Genomic DNA, 13208 nt, shown 5'->3' with positions numbered 1-13208 from the left:
CACCGAAACGATCAGGAAACCAAGGCCCCGATCCGCCGCTCCACCTCGTCCGCGCTCGCGTTCCCGGCGGCCAGCGTCACGACCCGTTCACCGTCGTCGGCGAGCAGGGTCGGATACCCGGTGACGCCCAATTCCCGTGCCCGCTGGAAATCGGCCGCGGCCGACACCCGGTCCAGTGCGGCTTCGACGGCGTCCCCGTCCAGGCCCGCCCGCCGGGCGACCACTCGGTACGTCGACGGTTCGGACAGGCTCAGCCCGTCGAGATAGAAAGCCTCTTGCAGCAAGGCCGCGAGCCGGACCGCCCGCTGCGGCGCGACTTCGCGCAACGCCGCCATTCCGCACGCGGCGGCCTCGGAGTCCATGACGAACTCGCCGTCCGCGATGAGGCGTTCGTAGCTTTCGCCGAACGGTGCCCCGGTTCGGCGGGTGATCTCGGCGTTGGCTCCTTGGACGTGGCCGAATTGCCGGATCGGCACCCGGCGCCCGCCGATGAACAGGCCGCCGGACACCACCTCGACCGGCAGGTCCGGATGCCGGTGCGCGACGTCGGCCATGGTCCTGGCGAAGCCGTAGGACCAGCCGCAGTACGCGTCGAAGACATAGATGAGCCTCATGCCGGGACCAACGATGCCTGACGAGTCAGATATTCCTAGCGGAGCCTGGGGAGTGCGTCACGTGCGGAATGACTCAGCGTCCGCAGGTCCAGCGTGAACTGTTCGCGATGATCCGTGGGCAGCGGATCGAGGAAGAGCCGCTGGATGTTCTCGACGTGTATCCGCGCCGCCCGCACGGCCGTCTCCTCGCCCTCGCCGGTCAGCCGCACGAGTTGCACGCGGCGGTCTTCCGGAGCGGAAGCGCGCACGACCAGGCCGAGCGTCGTCATCCGGTCGACCAGCCGGGTCGCGCCGCCGGTGGTCAGCACCTGCTCCTGCGCGATCGCGCGCATGCTCATCCCGGCTTCGCCCGCTCTGCCGAGGATCAGCAGCACCTCGAACATCAGGTGCGAGATCCCGCATTCGGTCTCCAGCGCGCGGCCGAGCAGATATTCGAGCCGGTTCGCCGCGCCCATCATCCGGCCGAACGCGACCACGCGCGGGTCGTAGGCGGCTTCTTTCGCCGTGGTGATGCCCATTTCAGCTCCCTGCCGACAAGGCCAAATAGACGTCGAGCTGTTCGGTGAACTCGGTCAGATCGGCGCCGAGCAGTTCGCTCGCCCGCCCGATCCGGTACCGCAACGTGTTGACGTGGACGTGCAGCGCCCGCGCCGCCCGTGTCGGCGAGCCGGAGCATTCGAGGAAGACCCGCAGGGTGTGCACCAGATCGGTGCCCTGTTCGGCGTCGTAGCTCAGCAGCGGACCCAGCACCCGCCGCCGCAACGCCGCCCGCAGCTCGTCGGGCGTACCCGCCAGCAGCAGCCGGTGCATGCCGATCTCGCCGCCGGGAACGATCTCGATCGTGCCCGGTCGCCGCGCCGCCACGGCCAGCGCGTACCGCGCGACCTCTTTCGCGCCCCGCAGCATCGAAACCGGGGAACAGTCGCTGATCCCGATCAGCACGCGGCGGCACGGCAGCAGTGACTCCACTGTGGACAGTGCGGCCGACGTCGCGGCGGGCCAGTCGTCCGGCCACTCGCCGTCGTCCTCGGCCAGTGCCCAGGTCTTCTCCCCGGCGGGTCCGACGAGGGCACCTGGCGGCAGCAGTTCGGTCAGGACGCCGCGCGCCGCTTCGGCACCCTCGGTGCGGGCGACGACGACGCGCAGATCGCCGCGCAGGCCGGTCGCGGTCAGCGCCGCGTGCGGGTCGCTTCCCTCGTCGAGCGCGGTCAGCAACGGTTCGAGCACCCGATCGGTGACCGCGCGGACCTCGTCCGCCCTGGTGCGCGCGAGCCCGATCAGCCCGGCGAGTTCCTCGGCGATCTCCGCCTGGGCCGCGGTCAGCGCGCCGCCGATCGCGAGCAGCCACGGCACCGCGTGCCTGCCGCCGACCGGCCGCACGGTGACGTCGCCGGACTCCAGCACGCGTCCGCCCGCGGCGACGAATCGCCCCACCAGATCCGACGGCGTGCCGGCGGGCACCACCCAGCAGGGGAGGCCGATCTCCGCGCGGGCCCGGTCCAGCAGCGTTTCCACCGACGCGTCTTCGGTCGCGGCGGAAAGCAAACGTTTGCGAGCACCTTCCCCGGCCGCGGCCAACGCCAGCACGACGCGTTCGGTGACGACCGAGAACGACAGATCCGTCGGCACTTCCAGCAACGGAATCCGGTGCCGTGTGCAGGCTTCGACGAGGTCTTCGGGGATTCCGTCGGAATCCGCTCCGGATGCCGCCAGCGCCGCGGCCCCGGCCTTCGCCAGTGCTGCGACGAAGGCCTCGGAATCACCCGGCCCGCGCCACCACAGCAACCCGCTCAGGACGAGTTCGCCCGCCGACACGTACCGCCCGGGATCGGGCAGCTCGGTGACATAGATCCGGGAGACCGGACGGTCGAGCAGAGCCGTCCCGGCACGCACGCGCAAGCGCAACCCGGGCAGCGCGAGCAGAGTTCTCACGGTCGTCATCAGGTTGTAGGAAAGCACAAAACGACAGGTGTGCGCAGGGGAGATTTCATGCTTCGGCACCGTTGCCGCCATACGGGCGCAGGGCGTCTACTGAGTCAGCCGTCACAGACCGCCGCCGAACCGAGGAGCCCGAGAGTGGATTTCCTGCGCCCCAGCTCGCTGACCGAGGCGCTCGCCGTCAAGGCCGAGCGGCCCGACGCGGTGCCCATCGCCGGCGGCACGGACGTCATGGTGGAGCTGAACTTCGACCACCGCCGTCCCGGCGCGCTGCTCGATCTCAACCGTGTCACCGAACTCGCCGAGTGGACCGAGACCGACGGCGAGATCCGGCTCGGCGCGTCCGTGCCCTACGTCCGGGTGATCGCTGAGCTGGGTGAAGTTCTGCCCGCGCTGGCGATGGCGTCGCGCACCGTCGGCTCGCCGCAGATCCGCAACCGCGGCACCGTCGGCGGGAACCTGGGCGCCGCGTCGCCCGCCGGTGACACGCATCCCGTGCTGCTCGTGCTCGGCGCCGAGGTCGAGGCCGCGTCGGTGCGCGGAACGCGGCGGATCCCGGCCGAGGAGTTCTATCTCGGCGTCAAACGCCACGCCCTCGAACCCGACGAGCTGATCACCGCCGTGTACCTGCCCGCCGAAGCCGGCCCGCAGCAGTTCGCCAAGGTCGGGACGCGCAACGCGATGGTCATCGCGGTCTGCTCGTTCGCGGTGGCCCTGGACCTCGGCACCCGTGAAGTCCGCGCCGCCGTCGGTTCGGCCGCGCCGACCCCGCGCCGGGCGACCGCCGCCGAAGAGTTTCTCTCCGCCGAACTCCCCTGGTCCACCAAGGCTTCGATCACGGACTCGGTCAAACGCCGGTTCGGTGAGCTGGTGTCGGAGGCGGCGTCGCCGATCGATGACGTCCGGGGCAGTGCCGACTACCGCAAGCACGCGTTGTCCGTCCTGGCGCGGCGGACGCTGACCTGGGCGTGGAACGATTTCCAGAAGGGTGAACGCGAATGCGCGTGAACGTGACGATCAACGGCGAATCCCGCCAGGCCGACGACGTCTGGGAAGGCGAGAGCCTGCTCTACGTGCTCCGCGAGCGCCTCGGTCTCCCGGGCTCCAAGAACGCCTGTGAACAGGGCGAATGCGGTTCCTGCACGGTGTACCTGGACGAGGTCCCGGTGTGTTCGTGCCTGGTCGCGGCCGGTCAGGTCGAGGGCCGCGAGGTCCGCACGGTCGAAGGGCTCGCCGACGGCGACAAGCTCGACAGGGTCCAGCAGTCCTTTGTGGACGCGGGCGCCGTCCAATGTGGTTTCTGCACCCCCGGCCTCGTGGTGGCCGCGCACGATCTGCTCAACCGGGTCGAAAACCCCGCCGACGAGGAGATTCGCGAAGCGCTGGCGGGGAACCTGTGCAGGTGTACCGGGTACGAGAAGATTCTCGACGCCGTCCGGTTGGCCGCGACCAGGGGAGAGACCACGTGAAGACCGTCATCGAGAACGCCGCGATCGCCACCGTCGACGGCGCGGGCACCGAGCACGCCTCGGGTCACGTCGTCATCGAGAACGACCGCATCGCGGCGGTCGGTGCCGGGAAGGCGCCCGACGGCGAGTACGACGAACGCGTCGACGGGTCCGGACACCTGGTCACCCCCGGCCTGATCAACACCCACCACCACCTCTACCAGTGGGCCACGCGCGGTCTCGCCGCCGACCACACGCTGTTCGAATGGCTCGTCGCGCTGTACCCGATCTGGGGCAGGCTCGACGCCGACATCACGCACGCGGCGGCCACCGCCGGGCTCACCCGCCTGGCGACCACCGGCTGCACCACCGTCGCCGACCACCACTACGTCTTCCCGCGTGACGGCGGCGACCAGATCGAAGCCCTCGCCGCCGCCCGCATCCGCGTCGGCGTGCGGCTGCATGTCGTCCGCGGCTCGATGGACCGCGGTGAGTCCCAAGGTGGGCTGCCGCCGGACAACCTCGTCGAGGAGACCGAGGCCGCGCTGCTCGGCACCGAGGCCGCGATCGACCGGTTCCACGACGACTCCGCGGGCGCGCACCTCCAGATCGCGGCCGGGCCGTGCTCGCCGTTTTCGGTGAGCGAGCGGCTGATGACCGGCGCGGCGGAGTTGGCGCGGCGCAAGGGAGTCCGGCTCCACACACACCTCGCCGAGACGATTGACGAGGAAAGGCAGTGCCTCGCGGAAGCAGGCTGCACGCCCGCCGAGTACGCCGACAAACTCGGCTGGCTCGGTGACGACGTCTGGTTCGCGCACTCGATCCATCTCGCCCCGGAAGCGATCCGCCGCATGGGTGCCACGGGGACCGGCGCGGCGCACTGCCCGACGTCCAACGGGCGGCTCGGCGCCGGGATCGCCCCGGTCCGGCAGCTGCTCGACGCCGGGGTGCCGGTCGGGCTCGGCGTCGACGGTGCCGCGTCCAACGAATCCGGTGGCCTCGGCGAGGAACTGCACCAGTCGCTGTTGCAAGCCCGCCAGCGCGGTGGGCCCCGGGCGCTGACCACGCGTGAGGCGCTGTGGATGGGCACGATGGGCGGCGCGCGCTGTCTCGGCCGGGAGAACGACCTTGGCTCGATCGAGGTCGGCAAGCTCGCCGATCTCGCGGTCTGGGAGCTGAACGGCCTGAACTACGCGGGGATCACCGATCCGGTCGCCGCGCTGGTGCTCGGCGCGACCCCGCCGATCGCGCGGCTGTTCGTCGGCGGCGCGACCGTGGTGACCGGCGGCTCGCCGCGCGAGCAATCCGAAGACGAGATCGCCCGCGAGCTGGCCGTGGCCAGTGCCCGGCTGAGGGAGACGCTATGACGTCCACGCAGACGACCGCGAACGCGGCCGCCACCGACAACGGCGTGGGCACGAGCCCGCGCCGCCCGGACGGCACGGTCAAGGTACGCGGCGAATTCGCCTACTCCTCGGATTTGTGGCACGAGGACATGGTGTGGGGCGCGACGCTTCGCAGCCCGCATCCGTACGCGCGGATCACCGGCATCGACATCACCGACGCCCTTGCCGTACAGGGGGTCTACGCGGTGTTGACCCATGAAGACGTACCCGGCGTGAACAAGTACGGCCTGGAGCACTCCGACCAGCCGGTGCTCGCCGTCGACGTCGTGCGCTACCAGGGCGAGCCCGTCGCGCTCGTCGCCGCGGACCACCCCGAGACCGCGCGGCGCGCGATGAAGCGGATCAAGGTCGCCTACGACGTCCTGGAACCGGTGACGGACTCCGAGAAGGCCGCGGCCGGCGAGGGCGCCGAGCTGCACCCCGGCGGGAATGTGGTGCGGCACGCCAAGATCCGCCATGGCGACCAGTCGGCGCAGGCCGACGTCGTGGTGTCCGGTGTCTACGAGGTCGGCATGCAGGACCAGGCCTTTCTCGGCCCCGAGTCCGGGATGGCGATCCCCGACACCGAAGGTGGTGTCGACCTTTACGTCGCCACGCAATGGCTTCACGTCGACCAGCAGCAGATCGTCGCCGCGCTGGGCCTGCCGAAGGACAAGGTGCGGCTGACGCTCGGCGGGGTCGGTGGCGCGTTCGGCGGCCGCGAGGACCTCTCGATCCAGGTCCACGCGTGTTTGCTGGCGCTGCACACCGGCAAGCCGGTCAAGATGGTCTACAACCGCGAGGAATCTTTCTACGGCCACGTGCACCGTCATCCGGCGAAGATGTACTACGAGCACGGCGCCGGCAAGGACGGCCGACTCGTCTATGTGAAGGCGAAGCTGTACCTGGACGGCGGCGCGTACGCTTCGTCCACCGGCGCCGTGGTCGCGAACGCCGCCACGCTCGGCGTCGGTCCGTACAAGGTGGACAGTGCTTCGGTCGACTGCTGGGGCGTCTACACCAACAACCCGCCGTGTGGCGCGATGCGCGGCTTCGGCGCGGTGCAGGCGGGCTTCGCGTACGAGTCCCAGATGGACAAACTCGCGGAGGCCTGCGGAATCGACCCGGTCGACTTCCGGATCCTGAACGCGATGGAGGAAGGCAGTCTCATGCCGACCGGCCAGGTGGTCGACTCCGCCGCCCCGGTCGCCGAACTGCTGGAACGCCTGCGCGCCAAGCCGTTGCCGGTCGAGCACGAGGAACTCGACCTGCGCCGGATGCCCGGCGGTGTCTCCAACACCACTCACGGCGAGGGCGTCGTCCGGGGAGTCGGGTACGCGGTCGGCATCAAGAATATCTGCTTCTCCGAGGGCTTCGACGACTATTCGACGGCTCGCGTGCGGCTGCAACTGGTCGGCGGTGAGCCCGCGGCGACCGTGCACACCGCGGCCTGTGAGGTCGGCCAGGGGCTGGTGACGATCATGCAGCAGATCGTCCGGACCGAACTCGGCATCGAGCAGGTGACGATCCTGCCGATGGACACCACCATCGGCAACGGCGGTTCGACGTCGGCGTCCCGGCAGAGTTACGTCACCGGTGGCGCGGTCCAGGCCGCGTGTGTCGCGGTTCGATCAGGGCTGCACAAGCATCTAAGGAGCAAACTCGCCGCGGACGGCAAGATGGACGTCGTCGGGAACAAGGTCGTCTCGGCCGACGGCAGTGTGCTCGCGGACCTCGCCGACGTCCTCGGTGACGAGGTCTTCGACGAGACCGTGGAATGGCGTCACCGTCCGACAGTGCCGATCGATCCCGAGACAGGACAAGGGAACGCGCACGTCCAGTACGGCTTCGCGGCCCACCGCGCCGTCGTGGACGTCGACACCGAACTGGGGTTGATCAAGGTCGTCGCGCTCGACTGCGCGCAGGACGTCGGCAAGGCGCTGAACCCGCAGGCGGTGCTCGGTCAGATCCAGGGCGGGTCCGCGCAGGGCCTCGGGCTCGCGGTGATGGAGGAGATCCAGATCGACGGCGGGAAGATCCGCAACCCGTCGTTCACCGACTACCTGATCCCGACCGTGCTGGACATGCCGCCGATGGACATCGACGTCCTCGAACGGCCCGACCCGAACGCGCCGTATGGTCTGCGCGGGGTCGGCGAGCCGCCGACGATCTCGTCCACCCCGGCGATCGTCGCGGCCATCCGCGCGGCCACCGGACTGGCACTGCCCCGCGTCCCGGTGCGCCCCGAGCACCTCACCGGCACCTGACCAACCCGTACTTTTCCGAGCTAGGAGCACATCCGTGAGTACCCGTCTGTCCATTTCGGAGTCCGACGAGCGGAAATGGCTCGCCGAGGCCGTCGGGCTGGCCACCACGAACGTCGAAGGCGGTGGTGGACCGTTCGGCGCGATGATCGTCCGCGACGGTGCGGTGCTCGCCACCGGGACCAACCAGGTGACCCCGGCACTGGACCCGACGGCGCACGCCGAGGTGGTCGCGATCCGCGCCGCCTGCCAGGCGATCGGTGACTACAGACTCGACGGTTGCGTCCTCGTGACGTCCTGCGAACCTTGCCCGCTCTGCCTTTCCGCCGCGCTCTGGGCGCGTGTCGGCAAGGTCGTCTACGCCGCGGACCGCCACGACGCGGCCAAGGCGGGCTTCGACGACCGCGAGTTCTACGACCTCTTTTCCCGCCCGCGCGAGACCTGGTCACTACCCGTCGGCCAACTGTCCCTTCCGGACTCTTTCGCGCCTTTCCAGGCCTGGCTGTCGAAACCCGACAAGAAGGCCTACTAGCAAGGCTTCATCCCTCGCGCCACAACGTTGTGGAGGCAGGCGTGACCCAGTTGCGCGAAGAACGTCCCCAGTATCAACCGGAGCCGGAACGGGTCTCCGGGGTCGACCGGTGGTTCAAGATCTCCCATCGCGGCAGCACGGTCGGCCGCGAGGTGCGCGGCGGGATCACCACCTTCGTCGCGATGTGTTACATCGTGCTGCTCAACCCGCTCATCCTCGGCGCGTCGGCCGACATCACCGGCGCGCGGCTGAGCACCGAGGCCATCACCACCGCGACCGCGCTGGCGGCGGGCGTCACCACGATCCTGATGGGACTCGTGGGGAACGCGCCGCTGGCGCTCGCGGCGGGGCTCGGCGTCAACGGCGTCGTCGCCTTCCAGATGGCGCCGACCATGACGTGGGCGCAGGCTTTCGGGCTCGTCGTCCTCGAAGGTGTCTGCATCGTGTTCATGGCGGTTTCCGGGGTCCGGGAACGGATCATCAACGCGATCCCGATGCCGCTCAAGGTCGCGATCACCGTCGGCATCGGGCTCTACATCGCGCTGGTCGGCCTGGTCAGCGCCGGTTTCGTCACGCGGACCCCCGACTCCGCGCAGTCGACCGTGCCGGTGCGGATGGGCATCGCCGGCCATCTCGAAGGCTGGCCGATCGCGATCTTCTGCCTCGGCCTGCTGCTGATGATCGTGCTCGTGAGCCGCGGCGTTCCCGGCGCGGTGCTGATCAGCATCGCGGTCGCGACCGGGCTCGCGGTGCTGGTCAACAGCGTGTTCCACGTCGAAGGCTGGGGGCTGGTCGAACCCCGGGTGCCCGAGCAGGTCGTGGCGCATCCCGATTTCAGCCTGCTGGGGGACATCGACCTGTTCGGCGGGTTCGCGTCGGCGGGCGCGGTGACTGCGGCGGTCTTCTTGTTCACACTGGTGCTTTCCGGGTTCTTCGACGCGATGGGCACGATCACCTCGGTCTCCGAAGAAGCGGGGCTGGTCAAGGACGGCAAGGTCGAGGGGATGGGCCGGATCCTGCTGGTCGACGGCGCCGGCGCACTCGCGGGCGGGGTCACCGGATCGGCCCCGAACACCGTGTTCCTGGAGTCGGCCGCGGGTGTCGGTGAGGGTGCGCGGACCGGGCTGGCGAGCATCGTCACCGGCGGACTGTTCACCGCGACGCTGTTCCTGACCCCGCTCGCGGCAGTCGTCCCGGCGCAGGCCGCGGCGCCCGCGCTGGTGGTCATCGGCGGCATGATGATGGCGCAATGCGCGCGGATTCCCTGGCGGGACCTGGATTTCGCCATCCCGGTGTTCCTCACCATCGCGCTGATCCCGTTCACCTACTCGATCACCAACGGCATCGGTGCCGGTCTGGTCGCCTACGTGCTGATCAAGATCTGCAAGGGCAAGATCCGCGAGATCGGCTGGATCCTCGGGGTCCTGGCCGCGGTGTTCGGGCTGTACTTCGGAATCGAAGGGATCATGTCGTGGTTCTGATGTTCCTCAACGGCGGCGGCATGCGTGGCGGCCCGCTGCACGAGCAGTTGCAGGGCGCGCCGCTGTGCTGCGTGGCCCGTTCGGCGCCGAAGTATCACTACTTCTCCGTGGGTGACAGGTTCCCGGCGATGTACGACGGCGGTTCCGGATCCGTCGTCGGCGAGGTCTACGATCTGCCTCTGTCGGTGCTGCGGGATCATCTCGTCCCCGCGGAGCCGCCGGAACTGGAGCTGGGCGTCATCGAACTGGAGGACGGCGCGGCCTGCCTCGCGACCGTCCTGCGTTCGTCCTGTGTGGACTCGCCCGAGCTGACCGACATCACCTCGCTCGGCGACTGGCGGGCGTATCTCGCGTCCCGCTGACGCCGCGTCGCCCGAGACACACGAGTTCCGCTTCCAAGCACGTGTCACGCGCGTCAATTGTCCGTGAAGGCCTCCTTGAGGGACTCATGACCCCGCAAGGAGGCCTTCACGGAACAGGGGTCAGAGCACGAAGACGAGGTCGCTGCCCGCCGGGTGGAACATCTCGGGCGCACCCGCGTAGAAGGCCCGCCAGGCGCCGGGCTTCCTGTGGTCGGCCGACGTCGCGAAGGCCCAGGTGGTGCCGTTCCAGGTGGCGTCGACCGTCGACACCGAGGTCCAGCGGTAGGTGCTGAACGAGAAGTACTGGAGTTCGACCGGGATCGGGTTCGCGGTGTACCGGCCGGGGAAGTCGATCGTGCCGGACGCGGTCACGGCCTTGTCCGCGCCGCGGCCCGCCGCGAACGACGTGATCTTCGCCGGGTGGAGCACGACGATCTTCGGGGTGTCGGCGCCCGAGTTCCCGATCGCCGGGTCGGTGGAGAAGAAGTCGGCGTGGTAGTTGCCGGTGCGGATGGGGGTCAGCTTCGCGCTGTAGACGCCGGCGGCGTCGGTGACCGGCGTGGCCTGTGCCTCGCCGCAGAAGCCGTTGAAGCAGAACGAGATACTCACCGCGGCGCCCGCGATCGGGGTGGCGTCGGCCTTGGTGAGCTTCCCGGAGATCGTGACGGTCTTCCCGGCGTCGATCTTGGTGCTGCCGGTGGTCGTGGTGAGGGTGGACGGCTGGGCCTCGACGGCGGACGCGGGCACCGCACCCGCGGTCAGCAGCGCGGCGGCGGCGATGGTACCTGCTACGAGCTTCCTGATGATCATGTGCTCCCCAAACGAAATTCGGCTCATGTCACCGCTAGGTCGGCCGGAAGTCGTTGTGTGTTGCGGGAAAACCTCGGTGTTCAGCATCCGGCCGTCGGTGCTTCACGATCAGGGGAGCAGGGTGCGGGCCAAGGCGACCGACGAGATCCCGGCGACCTGGAGCGATTCGGTGTTACGCAGCGAACGGCTCAACACGAACGCTCCTTCCAGACTGTTCACCAGCGCGATGGTGAGCAGCCGCGCGGACTCCGCCGAAAGGCCGTATTTGCCGAATTTCTCGGTGCCGGCCTCGATCCACGCGGTGAAGACGTCCGCCGTCGCGATCCGCAGCTTCTCGTTCGTGCTCGCGACCTCGAGCGCGACCGTCGCGATGGGGCAGGCGTCGGCATAGTCGGTCTCACGCAAGGTCTCCGCCGCGCTGGCGAAGCACGCCTCGATCCCGTGGATCAGATCCGGCTCGTCGGCGAAGAAGATCTCGAACAGTGCGAGGTACAGCATCCCGGAGGTGCGGATGACCTCCTCGCCGAGCTGCTCCTTGCCGCCGGGGAAGAAGTGGTACAGCGAGCCGAAGGGCGCGTTCGCGGCCTGGACGATCTGCTTCACCCCGGTGCCGGTGTATCCGTTCCGCCGGAGCAGCTCGGCGCCGGCGGTCACGATGCGGTCCCTTGTCCCTGTCACGCCTCCATGGTAGAGCGTTCTATCAAGGCAACGTGGCGTGGCCGCCCGGCGCACGCGTTCAGCCGCCCTTGAACCTTGGTCGACCCCCTGGCGCTACCTGCGGTCGATGTTCGCGCGGGTTGCCCCGCCCTAGCGTCGGGAGCCGTGGGAAATCCAAGGAAAGAAGGGGGCAACAGATGAAGCGGTTACTGATCGCCGGGGTGATCCCGGTGGTCGTGGGCGGTCTGCTCGCCGGAGCCGTGCCGGCTTCGGCGAGCGGCCCGGGCGTTCCGGCTCACTACGCCGGTCAGAAATTGGACTGGCGTCCCTGCGCGAAGGAGGATCTGGTCTCGTTGCCGCCGGGCACCGACATCAGCGGCCTCGAATGCGCGACCTACCGCACGCCCCGGGACTGGGATCGTCCGTGGGAGCGGCAGGACCTGACCATCGCGGTGAGCAGGCTGAAGGCCACCGGCCCGTCGACGGCGTCACTGCTCACCAACCCGGGTGGTCCGGGCGGGGCCGGACGCTGGCAGCCGACGATGTTCCGCGGGCAGGACAAGCTGCGCGAACACCAGGACATCATCGGCATCGACGTGCGCGGGACCGGCAAGAGCACCAACGTCACCTGCCGCGGGACCGCCGACCTCATCCGCGGGCTGGACCCGCGTGATCGCGATCCGCGCAACCTGAACCAGATCCTGGCCAACGCGGAACACGTGGCCAAGTCCTGCCAGAACGCCAATGGCGAACTCGGGCCGCTGATCACCACCTATCAGACGATCAGGGACTTCGACCTGCTCCGGGGGCTGCTCGGCCGGGCAAAGATCAACTGGGTCGGCTACTCCGGCGGCACCTGGCTGGGCGCGCACTACGCGCAGCAGTTCCCCCAGCGGACGGGGCGGTTCGTGCTGGACTCCTCGACGGAGTTCACCACGGACTGGCAGAAGACGTTCGACCGGCAGCCGGTCGGCTTCGAACGCCGCTGGCGGCAGGACTTCCTGCCGTGGATGGCGCGGTACGACGCCAAGTACCACTTCGGCACCAGCGGCGAAGAGGTCCGGCAGACCTACGAGCGGGTCCGGTACGCGTTGTCGCGCGAGCCGATCAACGGCAACGGGCCGATGGAACTCGACACCGCCATCATCTACATGCTCTACAAGAAGGCGGTTTTCCCCGCGCTGGCCGACCTGCTGGTCAAGGTTCGGGACGCGATGGAGAACCCGCGGGCTCAGGCCGGGGCCCAGGCCGCCGTCGAGGCGGCGGGTGACTTCTCCGACGCGCAGGACGCCACGTTCTGGAACACCGTCTGCGGAGAAGGACGCTTCACCGGCACCCGCGAATCGCTGATCCGCGATTCGCGGCGGAACCTCGACCGCGGTCTGCTCCTGGCGGGCGGTGGCACGCTCAACGCCTCGGTCTGCCTGTTCTGGGACAGGGAACCCCGGCCGTTGCCGAAGCTGGACGGCAAGGGTGTCCCGCCGGTGCTGATCGTCCATTCCGAACACGATCCGGCGACCGCGATCGAAGGCGCGAGGCGGGCACACGCGGGGTTCGCGAACTCGCGCATGCTGACCGTGACCGGTGAGGGTGACCACGGCCTTTACGCCGACGGGAACCCGGCTTTGGACAAGATCGTGAACGCCTACCTGGTCGACGGGGTCGTCCCCGCCGACCAGAGCGTTCCCGGGATGCCGCTGCCCGTTCCCTAGGCCGT

At 69.2% G+C, this 13208-nt stretch carries 13 protein-coding genes; 8 read left to right on the top strand and 5 right to left on the bottom strand.

What is annotated here, in order from left to right; genetic code table 11:
• Nucleotides 1-11: 11 nt before the first annotated feature.
• From BS329_RS02720 to BS329_RS02710, 3 genes are read right to left on the bottom strand one after another with little or no spacing between them, the layout of a single operon-like run.
• Nucleotides 12-614 (bottom strand): DsbA family protein, encoded by a 603-nt coding sequence (locus BS329_RS02720; protein ID WP_076155364.1) that lies wholly within the window; start codon nucleotides 612-614, stop codon nucleotides 12-14.
• A gap of 35 nt (nucleotides 615-649) precedes the next feature.
• The gene (locus BS329_RS02715) at nucleotides 650-1132 is read right to left on the bottom strand and encodes a MarR family winged helix-turn-helix transcriptional regulator (RefSeq protein ID WP_076155362.1); all 483 of its coding nucleotides are present in this window, start codon (nucleotides 1130-1132) and stop codon (nucleotides 650-652) included.
• Nucleotide 1133: 1 nt separating this feature from the next.
• Nucleotides 1134-2555 carry a PucR family transcriptional regulator gene (locus BS329_RS02710; protein WP_076155643.1) on the bottom strand — a complete coding sequence of 474 codons (1422 nt, stop codon included), beginning with the start codon at nucleotides 2553-2555 and terminating at the stop codon, nucleotides 1134-1136.
• Nucleotides 2556-2690: 135 nt separating this feature from the next.
• Between BS329_RS02710 and BS329_RS02705 the strand changes: the two genes are divergently transcribed.
• The 7 genes from BS329_RS02705 to BS329_RS02675 are packed head-to-tail and all read left to right on the top strand — an operon-like array spanning nucleotide 2691 to nucleotide 10024.
• Nucleotides 2691-3560 (top strand): FAD binding domain-containing protein, encoded by an 870-nt coding sequence (locus tag BS329_RS02705; RefSeq protein WP_076155361.1) that lies wholly within the window; start codon nucleotides 2691-2693, stop codon nucleotides 3558-3560.
• The gene (locus BS329_RS02700) at nucleotides 3551-4021 is read left to right on the top strand and encodes a (2Fe-2S)-binding protein (protein ID WP_076155359.1); all 471 of its coding nucleotides are present in this window, start codon (nucleotides 3551-3553) and stop codon (nucleotides 4019-4021) included. Before BS329_RS02705 ends, BS329_RS02700 begins: the two co-directional genes overlap by 10 nt.
• Nucleotides 4018-5367, top strand: coding sequence for an 8-oxoguanine deaminase (locus tag BS329_RS02695; protein ID WP_076155357.1), 1350 nt, complete (start codon nucleotides 4018-4020; stop codon nucleotides 5365-5367). The genes BS329_RS02700 and BS329_RS02695 overlap by 4 nt, the downstream gene beginning before the upstream one ends.
• Nucleotides 5364-7652, top strand: coding sequence for a xanthine dehydrogenase subunit D (pucD, locus tag BS329_RS02690; protein ID WP_076155356.1), 2289 nt, complete (start codon nucleotides 5364-5366; stop codon nucleotides 7650-7652). Before BS329_RS02695 ends, pucD begins: the two co-directional genes overlap by 4 nt.
• Nucleotides 7653-7686: 34 nt before the next feature.
• Nucleotides 7687-8181: a nucleoside deaminase gene (locus BS329_RS02685; protein ID WP_084749338.1), complete on the top strand. Its 495-nt coding sequence runs from the start codon at nucleotides 7687-7689 to the stop codon at nucleotides 8179-8181.
• Nucleotides 8182-8222: 41 nt separating this feature from the next.
• The gene (locus BS329_RS02680; protein WP_076155354.1) at nucleotides 8223-9662 is read left to right on the top strand and encodes an NCS2 family permease; all 1440 of its coding nucleotides are present in this window, start codon (nucleotides 8223-8225) and stop codon (nucleotides 9660-9662) included.
• Nucleotides 9653-10024 (top strand): allophanate hydrolase-related protein, encoded by a 372-nt coding sequence (locus BS329_RS02675; protein ID WP_076155352.1) that lies wholly within the window; start codon nucleotides 9653-9655, stop codon nucleotides 10022-10024. Before BS329_RS02680 ends, BS329_RS02675 begins: the two co-directional genes overlap by 10 nt.
• A gap of 120 nt (nucleotides 10025-10144) precedes the next feature.
• Here BS329_RS02675 and BS329_RS02670 read toward each other — a convergent pair whose 3' ends face one another.
• Together BS329_RS02670 and BS329_RS02665 are read right to left on the bottom strand one after the other, a co-directional pair.
• Nucleotides 10145-10834 carry an Ig-like domain-containing protein gene (locus BS329_RS02670; RefSeq protein ID WP_076155351.1) on the bottom strand — a complete coding sequence of 230 codons (690 nt, stop codon included), beginning with the start codon at nucleotides 10832-10834 and terminating at the stop codon, nucleotides 10145-10147.
• 108 nt (nucleotides 10835-10942) lie between these two features.
• The gene (locus BS329_RS02665; RefSeq protein WP_435818494.1) at nucleotides 10943-11512 is read right to left on the bottom strand and encodes a TetR/AcrR family transcriptional regulator; all 570 of its coding nucleotides are present in this window, start codon (nucleotides 11510-11512) and stop codon (nucleotides 10943-10945) included.
• Between the two features lie 176 nt (nucleotides 11513-11688).
• Between BS329_RS02665 and BS329_RS02660 the strand changes: the two genes are divergently transcribed.
• Nucleotides 11689-13203, top strand: coding sequence for an alpha/beta hydrolase (locus tag BS329_RS02660; protein WP_076155347.1), 1515 nt, complete (start codon nucleotides 11689-11691; stop codon nucleotides 13201-13203).
• The last annotated feature ends 5 nt before the right edge of the window (nucleotides 13204-13208 follow it).

This window comes from Amycolatopsis coloradensis (assembly GCF_001953865.1).
Lineage (GTDB): Bacteria > Actinomycetota > Actinomycetes > Mycobacteriales > Pseudonocardiaceae > Amycolatopsis > Amycolatopsis coloradensis.
The sequence above is the reverse complement of the archived record's forward strand: the minus strand, read 5'-3'. Positions and strand labels throughout refer to the sequence as shown.